Genomic DNA, 19,407 nt, shown 5'->3' on the forward strand with positions numbered 1-19,407 from the left:
TCGCGTGCGGTCGCGACTTACGTCGCTCCTACGCAGGGCAACGTCAACCGCCGTAACGCGCCTTCAGCATCGCGTAGGCGCTGCGCAGGGCCAGGGCTTCGCCACCGGCGGGGCGGCCGGCGCGGTCGCTGTCGTTCCACGCGTACACGTCCAGGTGCGCCCACTTCATGCCGTCCGGCACGAAGCGCTCCAGGTACAGCGCGGCGGTGACCGCGCCGGCCATGCGCGAGCCGGCATTGGCCAGGTCGGCGATGCCGCTGGTCAGGTAGCGCAGGTACGGGCGCCACAGCGGCATGCGCCACACCGGGTCGCGCATGCGTTCGCCAGCGGCGATCCAGTCGTTGGCCACCGCATCGTCGTTGGCGAACAGCGCCGGCAGGTCCGGACCCAGCGCGATGCGCGCCGCGCCGGTCAGCGTGGCGAAGTCCAGCAGCAGGTCGGGCGACTGCTCGCCTGCGTAGGCCAGCGCATCGCACAGGATCACGCGGCCTTCGGCGTCGGTGTTGTCGATCTCCACGCTGACGCCCTTGCGGGTGGCGATCACCTCGCCCGGGCGGAAGGCGTTGGGACCGATGCTGTTCTCCACCGCCGGCACCAGCAGGGTCAGCCGTACCGGTAGCCGGCGCGCCATCACCAGGCGCGCCAGCGCGATCGCATGCGCCGCGCCGCCCATGTCCTTCTTCATGTTGCGCATGCCGTCGGCCGGCTTGATGTCCAGGCCGCCGGTGTCGAAGCACACCCCCTTGCCGACCAGCGCCACGTGCGGCTGCGACGCATCGCCCCAGCGCAGCGCGATCAGGCGCGGCGCGCGGTGGGAGGCGCGGCCCACGGCATGGATGGCCGGGAAGTTCTGCGCCAGCAGCGCGTCGCCGGCGATCACCTCCACCTGCGCGCCATGCGTCGTGGCAAGCTCGCGCACTGCGGCCTCCAACTCGTCCGGCCCCATGTGCTCGGTGGGGGTGTTGACCAGGTCGCGCACCTGCAGGCTGGCCGCCAGCAGGTCGAGCGCTTCGGCGTCGGCCTGCGCCAGCACTAGGCGCGCGGGCCTGCGCGCAGGCTGCTTGTAGCGGTCGAACCTGTAGCTGCCCAGGCCCCAGCCCAGCTGCAGCGCGGTGCGCGCGTCGGCGGACAGGTCGCTGGCCAGGCGCCAGTCGCCGGCCGGCAGAGCGAACGGTGCGTGTGCGTAGCTGTAGGGATCCAGCGGATCGCCGATGCCGATGACCGCGCCCGCCAGCCCATCCTCGCCAGGCAGCAACAGCAGCGAACCCGCACCGGCGGCGAACCCCTGCGCGTCGATCCATGCATTGACCGCGGCGGTCTGGTTCGTGCGCCAGGCGGCCAGTTGCGTGCGGTCCAGCACGTGCAGCGCATGCGCGGCGGTGGAGCTATCGGTGTAGGCGAGGGCGGCGCTCATGCGGCGGCGTGTTCCGTGGCGAAGTCGGGGTGGGCGTCCAGCCAGTCGGCCAGCGCGGTCAGGGTATGGAATTCCAGGTCCGGACGCAGCGTTTCGTGCGTCCAGGCGCGGGGGTGGCCGTCGTGGTCTTCCGGCCGGTTGATCCAGCAGCTGCGCAGGCCGGCGCGTGCGGCGCCCAGCACGTCCATCTCGATGTGGTCGCCCACGTGCAGCACCTCGGCCGGCGGTACGCCCAGCCGTTCGCAGGCGGCCAGGAAGATGCTGGCTTCAGGCTTGGCGGCGCCGTGTTCGCGCGAGTGGATCTGGTGCACGAACAGGTGCCCCAGCCCGATCCGCTGCAGGTCGGCGTTGCCGTTGGTCACGGCGGCCACCGGCACGCGTGCGGCGATGCGTTCCAGCGCGTCGAGCGTATCCGGGTAGTACTCGACCTGGTTGCGTGCGGCGTAGAAGGTCTCGTAGGCCGGCTCCAGCAGGGCCATGTCGGCGCCGCTCTCGCGCAGGGCGTGTTCCAGCGTCATCCGGCGCAGGATGCTGAGGTCGTGCTTGTGCTGCGGGTGCGCGGCGAACACCTGCTCGCGCACGGCGCGCATGCGCTCGACCGGGAACATGGCGGCGGTGGCGGGGGTGTGCTGGCGCAGCCAGTCGTCGAGGACGCGCTCGATCCGGGCGCCGATGGGGGCGAACGGCCAGAGGGTGTCGTCGAGGTCGAGGGTGATGGCGCGGACGGGGAAGCTCATCGGGGCGATTTTACACCCGGCAGGCAGGGGCCCTTTCATCTGCCCCAGGAGGAGGCCCCTCTCCCTGCGGCGACCGAAGGAAGTCCCTGTGGGAGAGAGGGGTTGGGGTGAGGGCAACGAAGCCCCTGTCTCCAGGCTTCCCATGTTGTCGCCCCGTCCGCTTTATGGCCTTGCGGAATAGACCGCTTGGCCCCGGCATGGCGCCGCTGGCCGCGGGGGCGTCACTTTCTTTGCTTGTGCAAAGAAAGTAACCAAAGAAAGCACACCCCAGGCGGCACGCCCTCCGCGCTGCGCGCTCCGGGTTCGCGAGCGGTCCGGGAATTTTCGTAAGGCACATCCCTGTGCCATACGAAAACGCCGCCCATCCGGGGCGGCGCCCTTCGGGTTTGACCCGGCCCACTCGCCGTGCCTCATGGGGCCCGAAGGCGCGAGCAACAGCACATGCAGATCGCGGGCGCGTTTGCTTTTGGGGCCCTTTAGGTCCGGCAGTCCCGGCGGGTAAAACCCGGAGGGCGGCGCACAAGGATGTGCGCCGTTTTCGGCCGGGGCAGGATGCCCCGTCCGAAAATTCCCACCGGGACTGCGCACCCGCCGCGCAGCGGCGGGCGGACCGCCGGGGGGTGTTTCTTTTGCCTACTTTTCTTTGCACAAGCAAAGAAAAGTAGGGCCTCCGCGGCGAGCGGCGCCATGTGTGAAAAAGAAGATCCATCCCGCAAGGCGCCATGAAACCAAAGCGTGATCGTGGATGTTGTGCCAGCAGGGCAGATCGAAGATGCGGTCTTCGTTGCCCCTCACCCCAACCCCTCTCTCCCACAGGGACTTCCTTCGGTCGTCGCAGGGAGAGGGGCTTCTTCCCGCGCAGGGAGGCGCTCAAGACGCGCTCACTCCAACAACCGCGCCCAGCCTTCCATCCCTTCCACCCGCGCCAGCACCAGTTTCACGCACACCAGCAGCGGCACCGCCAGCAACAATCCGATGATGCCCCACAGCCATCCGAACAGCATCAGCGCCAGGATCAGCACCAGCGGCGACAGCGCCATCCGCCGGCCCAGGATGATGGGGGTGACGATCTGCCCCTCGATCGTGTGCAGTACCAGGTAGGCGATCGCCGGCAGCATCGACTGCAACGGCTCCTCGAAACTGATGAAGCCCACCAGCAGCATCGCCACCATCCCGATCAGCGGCCCCACGTACGGCGCGAAATTCAGCAGCGCCGCCATGGTGCCCCACAGCAGCGCCTCGGCCAGCGGCAGCCCCAGCAGGTACAGCACGCAGGCGAACACCAGACCCACCACCGTGTTGATGATGCTGATGGTCAGCACGTAGCGCGACACCTCGCGCTCGATGGAGTGCAGGATCTCCACGGTGAACTTCTTCTGCTGCCGCCCAGGCAGCAGCGCGATGGCGTTGCGTTGCAGGTTCTCGCCGTACACCATGAAGAAGAACGTCAACAGCACCACCGCCAGCAGCGAGGCCAGCACGCGCGGCGTGGCCAGCAGCTTGCCGTACGGGTCGTCCGGCGTGGCCTGCACCACCTGCGGCTGCCGGCCCGTCTGGGTACCGGCGGCGGCGCGGGCGAAGTTCTCGGCGGCCTTGTTCGCGTCCTGCACCGGCTTGGTCAGCTCGCGCAGCTTGGGCGCCAGCTGGCGCATCTCGCGCGGCGCCTGCTGCGCCCATTCCATCGCCGACGGCAGCATCTTCTGCGCCAGCAGCCCGGTCACGGCCATGCCGCCGAGCAGCACGATCAGTGCGCCCAGGAAGCGGGGCACGTACAGCCGGCGCAGCACGCGGATGATCGGGTTGCCGACCAGGGCGAAGAACATCGCCAGCAGCACCGGCAGCAGGAGGTCCTGCGCGGCCCACAGCGTGTAGCCCACGGCAAGCGTGGCCAGCACCAGCACCGGGGCGGAGGCGCGCGGGCGTGGCGGCGGGGCGGGGACCGCAGATGCGTCGGGTGGGGCAGGTGTGCTCATGGGCAGGTGGCCGCCTGAAGGATGCGCGATTGTGCAACGTCCCCTGTGGGAGCGACGTGAGTCGCGAGCGCGCCCCGATAGCGGCGCCGTATGCGAGAGGGTGAACGCGCCGCAGCGCGTCCGGGAAAGAGAACGGCCGGCTTTCCCCGCGATGGATGGCGTGCGGTCGCGACTGACGTCGCTCCTACAGCAGCCTTGGGAGCGTCAGCGCTCGGACAGCTCGGTCGCCGCTTCGGCCGGACGCGGTGCGGTGACCACGATCTCGTCCTCGTCGAAGGCCTCGTCCACCAGCGGCTCCTCGTCGATCTGTACGTCGGCCTGTTCCTGCGCTTCCTGGGCGGTGTCGGCCGCCTGCTCGGCGGTCTCGGCGGCGGCCGCAGCCTGCGCCGTGGCCAGGAAGCTGGAGACGGCGGTGAACATCTGCATCCAGCGTGCGCCGTTCATGGCGCGCAGCGGCTCGGCGCGGCCGGCCAGGAAGCCGCTGACCAGCCCGGCGATGACGATGCGGCCCGGCGTCCAGCCCTCGCGCCAGGCCTGCTTCAGCGTGGCCCATTGCAGCTGCGCGTGGGTGGCACGCAGCTCGACCCGCTGCTCGGCGCGCTGCACGTGCTGCAGCAGCCTCTCGAAACGCATCACGCGCCTCCGTGGTCGGCGGCGCGCGGGTCGTGCGCGGTGCCGGCAGGCGGCGGGTCGTCGTCGATGGCGGCGTCCTCGTCGAAAAGACCCAGCTTCGACAGCTGGCGCCGCGTGGCATGCATGCCGGTGTAGTCGAAGTAGCGCCCCACCTTCCAGGCCGCGAACGCGGTGACCGCCAGGCTCAGCAGGGCGGCCACCGACAGCGACTGGAACCAGGAAAAACCGAAACGCTGCATCAGCGCGATCAGCGCGCCGGTCACCAGCAGCCACGCCGAGGCGCCGAACACGATCGCCACGCACGCCCAGGCCAGTGCGCGCCCGAAGGCGCTGCGGGCCAGGGCGAAGTCGGCCGACACCAGCCCGCGGAAGGCGCGGCCGGCCCCCTTGGCCGAACCGAACGCCGCGCGGCCCGCCGCGCCGACTTCCCTCAGGGTGTCGGCGAGGTCGGGCGGCGCGGGGGTGTCGGTATCGCGGGACGCGTCGCTCACGCGGCGGGCTTACTTGTCGCCGCCGCTGCGCGCCAGCTTGGCGATGATCCAGCCGGCGGCGAAGGCCACGCCGAACGAGGCCAGCGGCCGCTCGCGGATCAGGTCCGCCGCGCTGTCGATCAGGTCGCGGCCCTTGTCCATCAGCGCATCGACCTGCTCGCGCGCGGCGCCGCCGCCGGCTTCGGCCGCGGCGATGCCCGACAGCGCGCTGTCGGCCAGTTCGGATTTCACGTTCGCCTTGCCAAGGCGCAGTTCGTCGCCGGCGGCGCTGGCCGCGCCCTTGATCGCTTCGCCCGCGGCCGCGGCCGCCGAGGCCAGGTGCGAACCGGCTTCGCCCAGGTTGGACTTCAGGGCATCGGTATGGGTGGGCATGCTCATGGGTGTCTCCTGCAGGCGGGGGATGGGGCCACTGTAATGCACGGGGGTGAACGCGCTGTTAGATGGGGGGGGCGGGCGAGAAGTGAGCGGAGAGGAGTGAGGAGTGAGCGGACAGCGGGGCAAGGCACTCACTCCTCACTTCTCACTCCTCTCCACTCACTCCTGCCCTGGTTCACTGCATCAGCAGCCGGCCCGTGCCGCGTCCGCGCAGGATATTGAGCACCAGCTGCGCCGGCTTGCGCTCGAAGCTGGCGCGGAAGCCCGGCAGGTCGCCGAACTCGCCGCTGCTGCTGGCCACGATGATGTCGCCCGGGCGCAGGCCGCTGTTCCAGGCGCGGCTGTCGCGCGCCACGTTGCCCACCTGCACGCCGCCCATCGCGCCGCGGATCATGCCGCGCACGGCCTGCCGCGCCGACTCGTCCATCTCCTTCAGGGTGGCGCCGGCCAGACGCGGATCCAGGCTGGCGCCGTCGGCGCTGCGCGCGCCCTCCTTCAGGGCCACGTTGAGCTGCAGCGGCTTGCCGTCGCGGCGCACGTCCAGCGCCACGCGCGTGCCGACCGGCTGCAGGCCTTCGAAGTTGTGCAGCGCCGCGCGGTTGTCGATGCGCTGGCCGTTGGCGGCCAGCACCACGTCGCCGGGCTGCAGTCCGGCCTCGGCGGCGGCCGATCCGGGGTAGACGCGGGTCACCAGTGCGCCACGGGGCAGGTCCAAGCCCAGGCCGCGCGCCACGCGCTCGTCCACGTCCTGCGATTCCACCCCGAACGTGCCCCGGCGCACCACGCCGTCGTTGGCGATCAGCTGTTCCATGATGCCGCGCGCCATGTTGATGGGAATGGCGAAGCCCAGGCCGATGTTGCCGGCCATGCTGCCGCGCGGATTGAAGCTGGCGGTGTTGATGCCGACCAGCCGGCCCTGCAGGTCGACCAGCGCGCCGCCGGAGTTGCCCGGGTTGATGGAGGCGTCGGTCTGGATGAAGTTCTGGTAGCCCGCCACCGGGATGCCGCTGCGCCCCACCGCCGACACGATGCCCGAGGTGACCGTCTGGCCCAGGCCGTAGGGGTTGCCCATCGCCACCACGAAATCGCCGACCTGCAGCTGGTCGCTGTTGGCCATCGGCACGGCGGTCAGGTTCTGGGAGGGGATGCGGATCAGGGCCACGTCCGTGTCCGGGTCCGAGCCGATGAACTCGGCTTCCACCTGGCGGCCGTCGCTCAGCGTGACCGACACGCCGTCGGCGTTCTCCACCACGTGGTGGTTGGTCAGCACGTAGCCGCGCGCGGCATCCACGATCACGCCCGAGCCCAGCGCGCGTTCCACCCGCTCGCGCGGCATGTCGGGAATGCCCAGCAGGCGGCGGAAGATCGGGTCGTCGCCGAACGGTCCCAGCGGGCTGGCCACGCGCACGGTCTGCCGGCTGTATACGCTGACCACCGCGGGGGTGACGCGCTTGAGCATGGGCGCCAGCGAAGGCAGCGCCTGCCCGTCCACCGCGGTGGGCAGGGCAGCAGCGGCCGGTACGGCAGCCGCGGCGGCAGGCGCGGCGTTGGCGGGCTTCTGCAGCAGGTCGTTGAGGCCCGTGGCGGCGAACCCGCCGAACGCAGCGGCGGCGGACAGGGCGATCAGGGTGGGGAACGGGCGCAGCGCTTTCTTCATGGTCGGTCGGCAGCTCGTTGCGTCGGAGGGAGCGGGCGCCAGAGGCGTCCCGCGGAACCTGAATGAGTCTGCGCACGGACCCCTAAACCGGCAATGAAGTTCACCCTTCATGCCGCCTTGCGGGGCCCCGGCGCGCGACGACGGACGGTGGCGGAGGACCCCGCAACTGTCATGTCAATCCGGTTGACAGGGGGCACCCCCGGGCGTAGTTTGACGGCTTCGTGCTGACACAAGATGTTGCGGTCCAGCACGAAGCGGACCCAAGCACTGGTGTTTCACGTCGGGCTTTGCGCTTGGGAAATCGGGCGCCTTTGGGGATTGGCGCATGAGGTCGAGGGACGCAGTGGGCAGCACGGCAACGGCAGGGCCCACCACCACAATCCGGCCATCCGGGCAGCGCATCCTGTGCGGCGGCCCGCGCCGGCGTCCCCGTCGTCCGGGTCCGCGATGAGATACCGGGGCAGGCCCAGGCCCGCCCGCCACAGTCATTAGAGAAGTTCCAGTCGTTTTCAGGAGAACAACACAACCATGAGTACGGTGCGCCTCGAGGCGGTCAAGACGGAACAGCCCACCCTGATCCACATGCAACCGGCGTCCCAGGACATCTGGGACAAGAAGTACCGGCTGAAGACCAAGCAGGGCGAGGCCCTGGACGCCGACATCGATGGCACCTACCAGCGCGTGGCCCGCGCCCTGGCCGACGCCGAAGCCACCCCCGAAAAGCGCGCCTACTGGTACGAGCGCTTCGTGTGGGCGCTGCGCCGCGGCGCCATCCCGGCCGGCCGCATCACCTCCAACGCCGGCGCCCAGCAGCACAAGCCGGCCACCAGCACCATCAACTGCACCGTGTCCGGCACCATCGAGGACTCGATGGACGGCATCCTGGAGAAGGTCCACGAAGCCGGCCTCACCCTGAAGGCCGGCTGCGGCATCGGCTACGAGTTCAGCACCCTGCGTCCGAAGGGCGCCTTCGTCGCCGGCGCCGGCGCCTACACCTCCGGCCCGATGTCCTTCATGGATATCTACGACAAGATGTGCTTCACCGTCTCCAGCGCCGGCGGCCGCCGTGGCGCGCAGATGGGCACCTTCGAGATCTCCCACCCGGACGTGAAGGACTTCATCCGCGCCAAGCGCGAAGACGGCCGCCTGCGCCAGTTCAACCTGTCGCTGCTGATCACCGACGGCTTCATGCAGGCCGTGGACCAGGACGCCGACTGGCCGCTGGTGTTCCCGGTGAACATCAAGGAGAAGGGCGACATCGACTTGGAGGACGCCGCCCAGGTGGTCTGGCGCGAGTGGCCCACCCACAAGAACTACATCGTCCGTGACGACGGCCTGGTGGCCTGCAAGATCTACGGCCACATCCGCGCCCGCCACCTGTGGGACATGATCATGGTCTCGACGTACGACTACGCCGAGCCGGGCTTCATCCTGATCGACCGCGTCAACGAGATGAACAACAACTGGTGGTGCGAGACCATCCGCGCCACCAACCCCTGCGGCGAGCAGCCGCTGCCGCCCTACGGCGCCTGCCTGCTGGGCTCGGTCAACCTGACCACCTTCGTGCGCGACCCCTTCACCGACCAGGCCCGTTTCGACTGGGAGGAATACAAGGAAGTCGTGCGCGTGTTCACCCGCATGCTCGACAACGTGGTCGAAGTGAACGGCCTGCCGCTGCCGCAGCAGCAGGCGGAGATCCTGCGCAAGCGCCGCCACGGCATGGGCTTCCTGGGCCTGGGCAGCACGCTGACCATGCTCAAGCACAAGTACGGCAGCGCCGAGTCCTGCGAGTTCACCGAAGCCATCGCCCGCGAGATGGCCGTGGCCGGCTGGGAAATGGGCCTGGCCCTGGCGAAGGAGAAGGGTCCTGCGCCGATCATGGACGAGCTGTTCACCGTCACCGCCGCCATGCTGCGCCAGCGCCCGGAAATGGCGAAGGACGGCTGGAAGGTCGGCCAGGAGATCCCCGGCAAGGTGCTGCACGCCAAGTACAGCCGCTACATGCAGCGCGTGGCCGAAGTCGCGCCCGACCTGGTGGACGAGCTGGCCGAAGTCGGCAGCCGCTTCACCCACCACAGCTCCATCGCGCCCACCGGCACCATCAGCCTGTCGCTGGCCAACAACGCCAGCAACGGCATCGAGCCCTCCTTCGCACACCACTACAGCCGCAACGTGATCCGCGAAGGCAAGAAGACCAAGGAAAAGGTGGACGTCTACTCCTACGAGCTGCTGGCCTACCGCGAGCTGGTCAACCCCAAGGCGATGCCGTTCTCGGACGACCCGGACGCCAAACTGCCCGACTACTTCATCGCCGCCGACGACATCTCCCCCAAGGAGCACGTGGACGTGCAGGCCGCCGCGCAGAAGTGGGTGGACAGCTCCATCTCCAAGACCGCCAACGTGCCCACGGACTACCCGTACGAGCAGTTCAAGGACATCTACCGCTACGCCCACCAGCAGGGCCTGAAGGGCTGCACCACGTTCCGCTTCAACCCGGCCGCCTTCCAGGGCGTGCTGGTGAAGGAAGCCGACCTGGAGAACACCACCTACCGCTTCGAGCTGGAAGACGGCAACGTCATCGAGGTGAAGGGCAACGAGCAGATCGAGTACGACGGCGAGATGCACACCGCCGCCAACCTGTTCGATGCGTTGAAGGAAGGGTATTACGGCAAGTTCTGACGCTTTACCCCTCTCCCCGCTTGCGGGGAGAGGATGCCCGGAGGGCAGGTGAGGGGAGCGAGCGCAGCGAGCTGCTTTTGCTCCATGCGAAAAGCGGCCCCTCTTCCGCCTTCGGCACCTTCTCCCCGCGTGCGGGGAGAAGGAGAAAGAAGAACCTCTCCCCGCCCGCGGGGAGAGCCGCTCCAGAAAGTTGAACCAAAGATTCACCGGTTTCACCGTTCCACCCCGCGCCATCGGGTATAGCATCGGCAGCGTCACAACCTCGCCCACAAGGAGGGCAGCATGAGCAACGGTAATGGTGTCACGGCGACGCTTTCCGGCGCCGCCGAGAGCGTGAAGGAAACAGTGGCCGGCATCGGCGAAGCGGTGGCCTCCACCGCCAGCGAGACGGTCGCCAAGGCCAAGAAGGCGGCCAAGAAGGCGCGCAAGACGGTCACCGCCGACATCGCCAAGGCGAAGAAGGCCGTGGCCAAGCGCACCGACAAGGCCACCAAGGCGGTGAAGAAGACCGTCGCCAAGGCGAAGAAGACGCTGGCTGCGGCCAGTGCGAGCGCCAAGGCCGAAGCCGCCAGCCTGCAGAAGAAGGTGACCGGCAAGAAGGCCGCGAAGAAGGCGACCAAGAAGTCGGCCGCCAAGAAGGCCACCAAGAAGGCGGCCAGCAAGAAGGCCACGGCCAAGAAGGCGGTGAAGAAGACCGTCCGCAAGGCCGCGGCCAAGAAGGCGCCGGCCAGGAAGGCCGCCAAGAAGGCAGTGAAGAAGGTCGCCCGCAAGGCGCCCGTGAAGAAGGCGGCGAAGAAAGCCGCTCCGAAGAAAGCGGCCAAGAAGGCCGTCCGCAAGGCCCCGAAGAAAGCCGCGAAAAAAGCGGCCCGTAAGTAAGACCTGATGCTTCACCCCTCCTCCCCCGGGTCCGGGGGAGGGTTGGGGCGGTCGCCGGCCCGGAAGGCCAGGCCCCGCCCATCGACGACAACTTTCAGAACACGAACAGGATTCTCCCGTCATGGCCGTCAAGATCGACAAGAAAATCAAGGGCTACAGCGTGCTCACCCCGGAAGACAAGGCGCGCGAAGCCGCGGCGCCGGTCCCCACGGCGTCGGTGGCGCGCGAGACGGTGGAAAAGGAAACCCCGCAGGACAACATCATCCAGATGCACGAGCGCATCGAGCGCCCGGAAGTCCTGATCGGCAGCACCTACAAGATCAAGTCGCCGCTGGTGGAGCACGCCATGTACGTGACCATCAACGACATCGTGTTGAACGCCGGCACGGAGCACGAGCTGCGCCGTCCGTTCGAGATCTTCGTCAACAGCAAGTCCATGGAGCACTTCCAGTGGATCGTGGCGCTGACGCGCATCATGTCGGCGGTGTTCCGCAAGGGCGGCGACGTGACGTTCCTGGTGGACGAGATGAAGGCGGTGTTCGATCCGCGCGGCGGTTACTTCAAGGCCGGTGGCGTGTACATGCCGTCGCTGGTGGCGGAGTTGGGCGCCATCGTGGAAGAGCACATGAAGTCGATCGGCCTGATCCACGATCCGGAAATGAGCGCGCACCAGCGCGCCATCCTGGCCGAGAAGCGCAAGCAGTACGAAGACCGCGCAAAAAAAAACTCTGATGTAGGCGCGGCCCCCGCCGCCGCGCCCGCTGCACCGGCCGCGCCCGCCCTGGGCGCCGCCGAGGACATCGCCGTCACCGGCGATGGCGCCAGCTTCCCGCCCTCCGCCACGCTCTGCCACAAGTGCAGCACCAAGGCCCTCGTCATCATGGACGGGTGCGCGACGTGCTTGAACTGTGGTTATTCGAAGTGCGGGTGAGGAGAGCGAGATGGCCGGCTACGAATCTCCAGCCATTTCGAAGAGTCGCCGAGTTGCTATTGCGGCTCGTGCGCGATACTTGAACTTGGAACTCTGGAATAACAGGCACAAGCTGTGGTCGACGCCTCCCTTGAGCCCCCTTCATGCCGTCGATCCAGGCGTAGCGCTCGAGTTTCTTGGATTCCGAGTTAGCTCTTCCGACCTCGGACGTGAATATATTGATGGGATCCTTAGTGAGGTGGCTGGGACCATTGATTTTGAAAAGAAGGAAGTGGTTCTGTCCGTTCGCCCGTCGCCGGAAGAAGCATTCTTTACCGCAGCACATGAACTTGGTCACGCAGTTCTTCATGACGGTCGGTCTGGCCTTCATCGAGATCGACCGGTTAAAGGTCCTACGCTCCGTAGGAGCGTTAAAGAACAAGAGGCTGATTACTTCGCTTGCTGCTTCCTAATGCCGGAGAAGCGGCTCGTTGCGAGCTTCAAGGAGCGTTTCCTTGCGGAAGGCATGGAGTTGAATCAGCGGACAGCTGTGGGTCTCTGCGATGTCTCTGCATCGGTTGTAAAGACTAAGATCAAGACCGTGCGGGATTTTTCTCGAATGATCGCAGAGGCGGTTCGTTTCGATGGGGTGCGCTTTCCTTCGCTGAAACGTGAGTATCAGGTGTCGACTGAAGCAATGGCGATTCGTCTGGAAGAGTTGGGGCTGATTGCTTTCTAAGTTTCGATCGTTTTTGCATCAGTAATAAATCTAGATGGTGTGGTGGGGAAGGGATGCCAAAATCTCATCATGTGACGCATGCCATTAGCATAGAGCGTCTTAAGAACATCTCTGGCCTTCCTGAGATCCGGCTTGATGGGAGCCCACTGGTAGCTATCACCGGAGCAAACGGGGAAGGAAAATCGACAATTGTTCATGCGCTGGCTTGCGCGTATAAGCCGCTACCTGATAAAGATCGGGTGAACTATAAGTTCCCGAACTTCTTTCTACCTACTTCTGATTCAAGGTGGCAGGGTAGCTCGTTTGAACTAACCTACTCTTTCAGAGATGGTCAGAATCTCTCGGGGGAGCTGCGGCAGAGCTACGGAAAAGCGGGTGATCGCTGGACCCCGCGCTATGAGAATCGCCCTGAGCGCCATGTTGAGTACATTGGCATTCGCTCATGCGTCCCTCGAATTGAAGATGAGCGGTCTACAACCTATCTGGAGTTCTCCACAACGGTTGCCGACGGAGACGTAATGGCCGCTGTTCGCGTTGCTGCTTCGCGAGTCCTCAATCGTAATTACGCTGAACTTTCTACAAAGCAGCATTGGACGGGTAAGAGATACAGAGGTGTTGCTGTGAACCAGCTCGCCTACTCTTCATTGAGTATGGGGGCTGGCGAGCAGCGCGTATTCGAGATACTCGAGCGGCTTTACTTTGCTCCTAAGTATTCACTCATCCTGATCGATGAGCTGGATCTCTTAATGCACGAAGATGCTCTTCGGCGGCTCGTTGATGTGATCCACGCCAGAGCTGAAGACAGGGGGCTTCAGGTTGTCTTCACCACTCATCGAGAGTCAATCCTGTCCCGCGGAGACAAGGTGCTCGTGCATCACGTCTTCAGTGCGGGAGGAAAGACCTTCTCCATGCCCGGAACACATCCGGATGTTCTGCACAGGCTTACCGGCAGCCTGACTAGATCCATCGAGGTGTTTGTCGAGGATGACGTCTCATCCGCAGTTGTTGCAAGGCAGGCTGAGATGCTGGACATGCGTCGTCATGTTTCTATTACCCCTGTCGGTGCCGCATCCAATATCGTTACCTTGGCGTGTGCGTTCGCTCTGAGAAATGGACTTAACGAGAACCAGGGATTCTTCATGGATGGCGATGTCTACAGAAGCAGCGACGAGAGAACGGAGTTGATCGCAAAAGCCCTGACGGGCAGCTCAATACATGATGCCGCGCGTCGTGAGAGGGCGCTTGCCTTCCTTCGTAGCTTTGCATTGCAACAAGGGGAGTGGCCTGAGAAGGTTCTCCATGAAATGCTCGTCCAGTTGCCAGACAGCGAGCCAGAATGTGCGGAGTTGAAGGCTCTGGCCGCGCAGTTGAATGTTCCGGCAGAGAGGCATGGTTTCGTTGGTCAGCTAGTTGAAGCCATGGGGCACTCTAGAGATGTTGGTGTGGCTAAGATTGTCGAGGCTGCCTCTCGCTCACCCGGGTGGGGTGAGTTTGTTGGGCCGCTCGCCGCCTGGCTGTCGGAAAGGAAGAGCGCGTTGGCGTTGTGATGCGATTCGGAAACGTCACAGCGCGTAGGATGGGTTGAGCGAAGCGATACCCATCAGTCGGGACGACAAGGCAAGGGGATGCCATGGAACGTCAGGAGCCCAGGTTCGACAAGGACATGAAGGACGTGGAGTTTCGTCCACGCTCCTATCGCGGCCCGTCGCTGCCGTCCACTTCCCATCGGGATGAAGGCTTCGCCTGGAAGATCGGCGTGGCCGTTGGCGTCGGTGTACTGGCCGCGCTGCTGATCTTCAATGCCTACGAGCGCCACCAGGCCCGGCGCGACGCCGAAGAGGCGATGCGCATGCTTGAGCAGGAGGGCGCCAAGCTGGAGCGCGAGATGCAGGCCGCCATCCGCACGGCCACCGGCCCGCCGCCCCGACCCTCCCCCGTCATCCATCCCATCCCGCCCGGCTACCGCTGCACCGGCGGCACGCTGCTGTACCGCGACGGCAACAGCTGGACCCAGATCACCGCGCGGTCCAATCACGTCTACTGCCCGCTGGATGGAAAGTCGGTGGACGACTGCTATCCCGTGACACCGCGATCGGTGGGCTGCACGCGCTGAGATTCAGGACGACATCACCAACGAAAGGAGAATCGATGAGCAGCACGAAAGGTTCGGACGCGGCAGAGAAGATCATCAGGCAGATGTTTGCGGGCGCACTCCGCTCGGCGAAGATCTTTGATCGCGCCACAGGCGGTTGCCGGCTCAGTGACGCCAGCGAACACTTCCTGACTGCGGGCATCTTCGAAGCTTTGGCGAAGTGCAAGGGGGTTACTCATCTGGAGGTGCCGGTGTCCGCCTGTCGACAAGAGGCGGGCGCCGTTCGGTGTGGTAAGCCGAGCAAGCGGGACCGGATGCAGGGCCGCTATGACCTGGTGCACTACTGGGCGAACCAACGTCCGCGCGTTGCGATCGAAGTCAAGAACGGCGTGAAGGTCATGAACACAGCCCTATTCAAGGGCGACTTCGAGCGGCTAACGCGGACGATGACAGCGAGCAAGGATTCTTCGTACCAGTTCTGTGCATTTGTGTTCTTCGCGACGGCGGACTACAAGCAGGCGGGTCCAATCCCTGGGGCGAAGAAGTCGGCAAGGGAAAAGCTGGAAGCTCTTACGGAACGTATTGATGATCTTGCAGCCGAGTTCGTACAGAGCAGAAGCAGGCCGCTGCTGAGGCGGACCTATACCAGCAAGACGTTCTACTCCCCGTTCCCCGACGAGGGAGCATGGAAGATCGGCATGGTGCTCTTCGCCGACGCCAAGGCGGCACCATCGTTTCCGAAGGACTTGATGGAACGGGTAGGTTGAGCGCGTAGGGTGGGCTTCAGCCAGCCTTTTACCGTGGCCGATGGTGGGCAAACAGGTGGGCCAAGGCCTCCGCTACGATCCTGGCCTGACGGTCATGAGGGGGCGACGCCCTGGACACTTTCAAAGACATGTACTCTGACGTCTTTTCTCCGGACGAAGCCCTGCAGCTCGCACTCCAAGCTACTATCTAACGGACACAATCACGATGGCTTTCAGCACCAGCGACGCCCTCTGGCAAGAATTCCTACAAGCCTGGCCTCTCGAACGCCTCCGCACCATGTCGCTGTCCGACTACACGGCAGCTGGGGACAAGGAGACCTTCACCTACTGGATGGAGAGTAGGCTGGACGAATACGGCAGCATTTGGGGCGGCTCGGCCTTCAAGTTCGGCATCTACTCGCGCAACGACACTACCGAGAAGAAAGGCGATTCTTCGCTTGCCTACGACACCGAGTACGGCTGGTACCGAAAATTCGGCGATACCCCACAAGTCGCTTTCGAAGTGGTCAGAGGCCACGTGGTCGCCGTGGCTGAGGCGGCGCGTGCCGGCCGACTGGAGGAGATCGACAAAAGCCCGCTGGGCGCCGCCTACCGTTGGAAGATCGCGTTCCACTACCAGTCGCAGCGGGCGCCGCTGGTGGCCTGCATCTACCTGCGCAAGCCACTGCTGCATTTCTTGCAGATGCCGCTGTCCGACACCACCACGCCACAGAGCGCCCTGTACCGGGCGCTGGCCGAGCAACGCAAATCCGAGGAAGGCATCGTCGCTTTCAGCGAACGCGTGTGGAAGGACTGGGTCTACAGCAATCCACTGGAGATCAAGCTGAGCGACGGCGCGGTTAAGAACGGCTACCTGAATCTGAATCTGGTATCGGCACCGTTCCCGGAATCCATGTACGGCGGTGCGACCGATGCTGAAGCGGGAGATGCCGCCCACTTCGTGACGGATACCGGGCAGGCCTTCGAATCGGATATTCGCGTCGTTGGCGCTGGAGGTAGTGGCCGCCTTCGCAAGCGTCTGACGGGCTACTTCGGCAGCATTGGCGCCAAGGCTGGCGACATTGTCCGCATTCTTCAGGAAACAAACGGCGGCTACCGCATCGAAGCCAAGGCCGGCACAACGCCGATGCCAGTCGCGAGTGCGGGTGTTCCTGCGCCCATGCCGCAACTGGTCAAACTCAAGAAACTGAACACGATGCCGCTGAACCAGATCCTCTACGGACCGCCGGGCACCGGCAAGACCTTCGAGACGGTCGCCAAGGCGTTGGAAGTGCTCGATCCGGCGTTCCTCGCTGAACATGGCGATCCGGATGATCGTCCGCAGCTCAAGCAGCGCTTTGATGACTTGGTCAAGGAAGGGCTGATCCAGTTCGTGACCTTCCACCAGAGCTTCAGCTATGAAGATTTCGTCGAGGGCGTGCGCGCCGAGACCGACGAGGCGACCGGACAGTTGCGTTACGAAGTGGCCGATGGCGTGTTCAAGCGCCTGTGCGATTCGGCCCGTGCGCGGGTGATCAAGGAGGCAGGCCTCCCGATCGACCTGGCCGGGCGTCGCATCTGGAAGCTGTCGCTGGGCGACTCCGCGACGGAAGGGCACATCTACGAGGAATGTATCGACAAGGGCGTCGCCCTGATGGGATTCGGCGGCGGCGCGGATTTCTCCAGCTGTCGTTCGCGCGAGGACATACAGAAGGTGTTTTCGTCTGTCGGCGAGCCGCTGGCGTTGGGTGATTACCCGATCACTGCGATCAATACCTTCGTTCGACAGATGAAAGAGCGCGACCTCATCGTGGTCTCGGAAGGCAACCTTAAGTTCCGTGCGATCGGCGAGATCACAAGTGACTACCGGCGCATCGATCGAGAAGGCGATACGTATGCGCAGTGCCGAAGCATCCGCTGGCTGCGTGTCTACAAACCGGCGCTGCCACTAGAAGCGTTGATGGAAAACCGCTTCAGCCAGATGACGGTGTACGAGCTCCGCCCCGGTTCAATCAATATGGAGAAGCTCCAGAACTTGCTAGAAGGGCGCGATGGCGACGAGGACGCGGTCAGGCCGCGGGTTCTGATCATCGACGAGATCAACCGCGGCAATGTCTCGCGCATCTTCGGTGAGCTGATCACGCTGATCGAGCCGTCCAAGCGCGCCAACGCCCCCGAGGCCTTGGAAGCAGTGCTGCCGTACTCCAAGGATCGCTTTAGCGTGCCGGACAATGTCCACCTGATCGGCACCATGAACACCGCGGACCGTTCGCTGGCAGGGCTCGACATCGCGCTGCGGCGGCGCTTCGAGTTCATCGAGATGCCGCCGCGCCCGGAACTGCTTTCGGGCGTGGTCGTGGCCGGCGTGGACCTCCCGACCCTGCTGGCCACAATGAATCGCCGCATCGAGGTGCTGCTGGATCGCGACCACATGCTGGGCCACGCCTACTTCATGGCGCTGCAGAACGGCGACGACCTAGCCAGCCTGGCTGGGGTCTTCCGCAACCAGGTGCTGCCGCTGCTCCAGGAGTACTTCTTTGAGGACTGGCAGCGCATCGCCTGGGTGCTCAACGACCACCGCAAGCCGGCCGGCTGCCGCTTCGTGGTGCCGCCGCCGTACAGTGCCGAGACCCTGTTCGGCGCCGGCGCCGAGGTTCCCTCCGAGGCCAAGCTGTGGCGCTTGGATCCCCGCGCCTTCGACCGGCCCGAGAGCTATGCCGGGATCATCGAGACCACGCAGTCCTGATCCATGAGATCGGTCGTCGTCCGCGAGTACGCCCGCCTTACGACTGCGCCTGTGGGGCAGCCGACGCTTGACCAGGCTCAGATTCCGGAAAGCGCCTTCGAGTGGCTGTGCAAGGAGAGCGCGCGTCTGCGGCAGTCTGGTGCATCACTCGTTCAAATGGACGATCGCCGCTGGCTGCGTCTCGACAACTACGTGGGAGTAGTCGAGACGCCGTGCAGTACGCGGATCGAGATATTACCCAAATGCGTGGACGGACCGGGCGAGGTGGAGCGCGCGCGGCGCCTACTGCGCAAGATGCTTGCGCGGTGCCTCAAATTGCCGACGCGCGAAACCGGTCCGACGAACATACAGACGTTCTCCGCCCCGCTGACCGAGTGGGTGATGGGCCAGTTCCTGGCCGAGCTGGACCATCTCATCAAGCGTGGCGTCCGCTTTGACTATCGCGCGGTCCGCGAGCAACAGCGTTACCTGCGCGGCCGACTGGACGTCACTCGACAACTCCAGCAGCCGCCGGGACGGCAGCACCTATTCCAGATCGAGCATGACGTGTTCGATGCCGATCGCCCTGAGAACCGCTTGCTGCGGACGTCATTGGATCGCGTTTGCCGGATCACGCGAGATCCTGGCAACTGGCGCCTGTCGCACGAGCTTGCGACGTTCCTGGCACCGGTTCCGCAAAGCCAGGACATAGCGAACGATTTCCGACGCTGGCGCAACGATCGCCTGATGACCCACTACCGTCCAGTGCGTCCGTGGTGCTCGCTGATCCTGAACGAGCAGACGCCACTGTCGATGCTGGGCGAATGGCATGGAGCGAGCCTGCTCTTCCCGATGGAAAAGGTGTTCGAACGGTATGTGGAAGCGTGCCTGCGACGTTCTCTCCCACCAGAAGCCGTGCTTACTGCCTCGGCATCGAACCAGTACTTGTGTAGCCATAAGGGAGAGTCGTGGTTCTTGCTCAAGCCGGACTTCCTTGTCCAGCGTGGGCCTCAGCGCTGGGTACTCGATACGAAGTGGAAGCGGCTTGATGAGTCGCGTGGTGGAAGCAAAGACAAGTACGATCTCAGTCAGGCCGACTTTTACCAGCTGTTCGCTTACGGGCAGCGTTACCTCGGCGGGCGCGGGACGATGTTGCTGGTCTACCCCAAGACCTCATCGTTTCAGGAACCGCTGTATGAGTTCACCTTCAATGACGAATTGCGGCTACGCGTAGTGCCATTCGATCTTGAGACGGGCTGTATTGTCGACGGGCTAGGCGCTGAGTGGTCTGACTTTATTGGCGAAGCTGCGTGACATCCGCTTGCAGGTACGGGTAGCCCCGCGCAGCTGACCATTCCCA

At 65.0% G+C, this 19,407-nt stretch carries 16 protein-coding genes; 9 read left to right on the forward strand and 7 right to left on the reverse strand.

The window, feature by feature from the left end; translation table 11 throughout:
- Window positions 1–43 precede the first annotated feature (43 nt).
- From V8246_RS07570 to V8246_RS07600, 7 genes are all read right to left on the reverse strand, one after another.
- Complete coding sequence (locus V8246_RS07570; RefSeq protein ID WP_336188623.1) at window positions 44–1,414, reverse strand: leucyl aminopeptidase family protein; 1,371 nt, start codon at window positions 1,412–1,414, stop codon at window positions 44–46.
- The gene (locus V8246_RS07575; protein ID WP_336188624.1) at window positions 1,411–2,151 is read right to left on the reverse strand and encodes an HAD-IA family hydrolase; all 741 of its coding nucleotides are present in this window, start codon (window positions 2,149–2,151) and stop codon (window positions 1,411–1,413) included. Before V8246_RS07575 ends, V8246_RS07570 begins: the two co-directional genes overlap by 4 nt.
- 881 nt (window positions 2,152–3,032) lie before the next feature.
- Entirely contained in the window at window positions 3,033–4,124 is a 1,092-nt protein-coding gene (locus V8246_RS07580) for an AI-2E family transporter (protein ID WP_336188625.1), read from the reverse strand.
- Between the two features lie 204 nt (window positions 4,125–4,328).
- On the reverse strand, window positions 4,329–4,757 hold the full coding sequence (locus tag V8246_RS07585; RefSeq protein ID WP_336188626.1) for a protein sip-5: 429 nt from the start codon (window positions 4,755–4,757) through the stop codon (window positions 4,329–4,331).
- Entirely contained in the window at window positions 4,757–5,248 is a 492-nt protein-coding gene (locus V8246_RS07590) for a phage holin family protein (protein WP_185894290.1), read from the reverse strand. The genes V8246_RS07585 and V8246_RS07590 overlap by 1 nt, the downstream gene beginning before the upstream one ends.
- 9 nt (window positions 5,249–5,257) lie before the next feature.
- Window positions 5,258–5,620, reverse strand: coding sequence for a hypothetical protein (locus V8246_RS07595; protein ID WP_185897094.1), 363 nt, complete (start codon window positions 5,618–5,620; stop codon window positions 5,258–5,260).
- A 178-nt stretch (window positions 5,621–5,798) separates the two neighbouring features.
- Window positions 5,799–7,268, reverse strand: a complete 1,470-nt coding sequence (locus tag V8246_RS07600; RefSeq protein ID WP_336189070.1) for a Do family serine endopeptidase — start codon at window positions 7,266–7,268, stop codon at window positions 5,799–5,801.
- A 540-nt stretch (window positions 7,269–7,808) separates the two neighbouring features.
- On the opposite strand from V8246_RS07600, the gene V8246_RS07605 reads away from it, so the two are divergent.
- The 9 genes from V8246_RS07605 to V8246_RS07645 all read left to right on the forward strand — a co-directional run bounded on the left by V8246_RS07605 (window position 7,809) and on the right by V8246_RS07645 (window position 19,361).
- Window positions 7,809–9,959: an adenosylcobalamin-dependent ribonucleoside-diphosphate reductase gene (locus V8246_RS07605; RefSeq protein ID WP_336188627.1), complete on the forward strand. Its 2,151-nt coding sequence runs from the start codon at window positions 7,809–7,811 to the stop codon at window positions 9,957–9,959.
- A gap of 282 nt (window positions 9,960–10,241) precedes the next feature.
- A complete protein-coding gene (locus tag V8246_RS07610; RefSeq protein WP_245125647.1) occupies window positions 10,242–10,835 on the forward strand; it encodes a hypothetical protein in 594 nt (197 codons plus the stop codon).
- 121 nt (window positions 10,836–10,956) lie between these two features.
- On the forward strand, window positions 10,957–11,766 hold the full coding sequence (locus V8246_RS07615; RefSeq protein ID WP_271249030.1) for an NrdJb: 810 nt from the start codon (window positions 10,957–10,959) through the stop codon (window positions 11,764–11,766).
- A gap of 10 nt (window positions 11,767–11,776) precedes the next feature.
- A complete protein-coding gene (locus V8246_RS07620) occupies window positions 11,777–12,484 on the forward strand; it encodes an ImmA/IrrE family metallo-endopeptidase (protein WP_336188628.1) in 708 nt (235 codons plus the stop codon).
- Between the two features lie 239 nt (window positions 12,485–12,723).
- Window positions 12,724–14,031, forward strand: coding sequence for an AAA family ATPase (locus V8246_RS07625; RefSeq protein ID WP_336188629.1), 1,308 nt, complete (start codon window positions 12,724–12,726; stop codon window positions 14,029–14,031).
- A gap of 83 nt (window positions 14,032–14,114) precedes the next feature.
- A complete protein-coding gene (locus V8246_RS07630; RefSeq protein ID WP_336188630.1) occupies window positions 14,115–14,597 on the forward strand; it encodes a hypothetical protein in 483 nt (160 codons plus the stop codon).
- A 35-nt stretch (window positions 14,598–14,632) separates the two neighbouring features.
- Window positions 14,633–15,343: a hypothetical protein gene (locus V8246_RS07635; RefSeq protein ID WP_336188631.1), complete on the forward strand. Its 711-nt coding sequence runs from the start codon at window positions 14,633–14,635 to the stop codon at window positions 15,341–15,343.
- Between the two features lie 205 nt (window positions 15,344–15,548).
- The gene (locus tag V8246_RS07640; RefSeq protein WP_336188632.1) at window positions 15,549–18,068 is read left to right on the forward strand and encodes an AAA family ATPase; all 2,520 of its coding nucleotides are present in this window, start codon (window positions 15,549–15,551) and stop codon (window positions 18,066–18,068) included.
- 3 nt (window positions 18,069–18,071) lie between these two features.
- Window positions 18,072–19,361: an McrC family protein gene (locus tag V8246_RS07645; RefSeq protein ID WP_336188633.1), complete on the forward strand. Its 1,290-nt coding sequence runs from the start codon at window positions 18,072–18,074 to the stop codon at window positions 19,359–19,361.
- Window positions 19,362–19,407: the final 46 nt, after the last annotated feature.

It is taken from the genome of Pseudoxanthomonas sp. F11 (genome assembly GCF_037046485.1).
Classification (GTDB): domain Bacteria; phylum Pseudomonadota; class Gammaproteobacteria; order Xanthomonadales; family Xanthomonadaceae; genus Pseudoxanthomonas_A.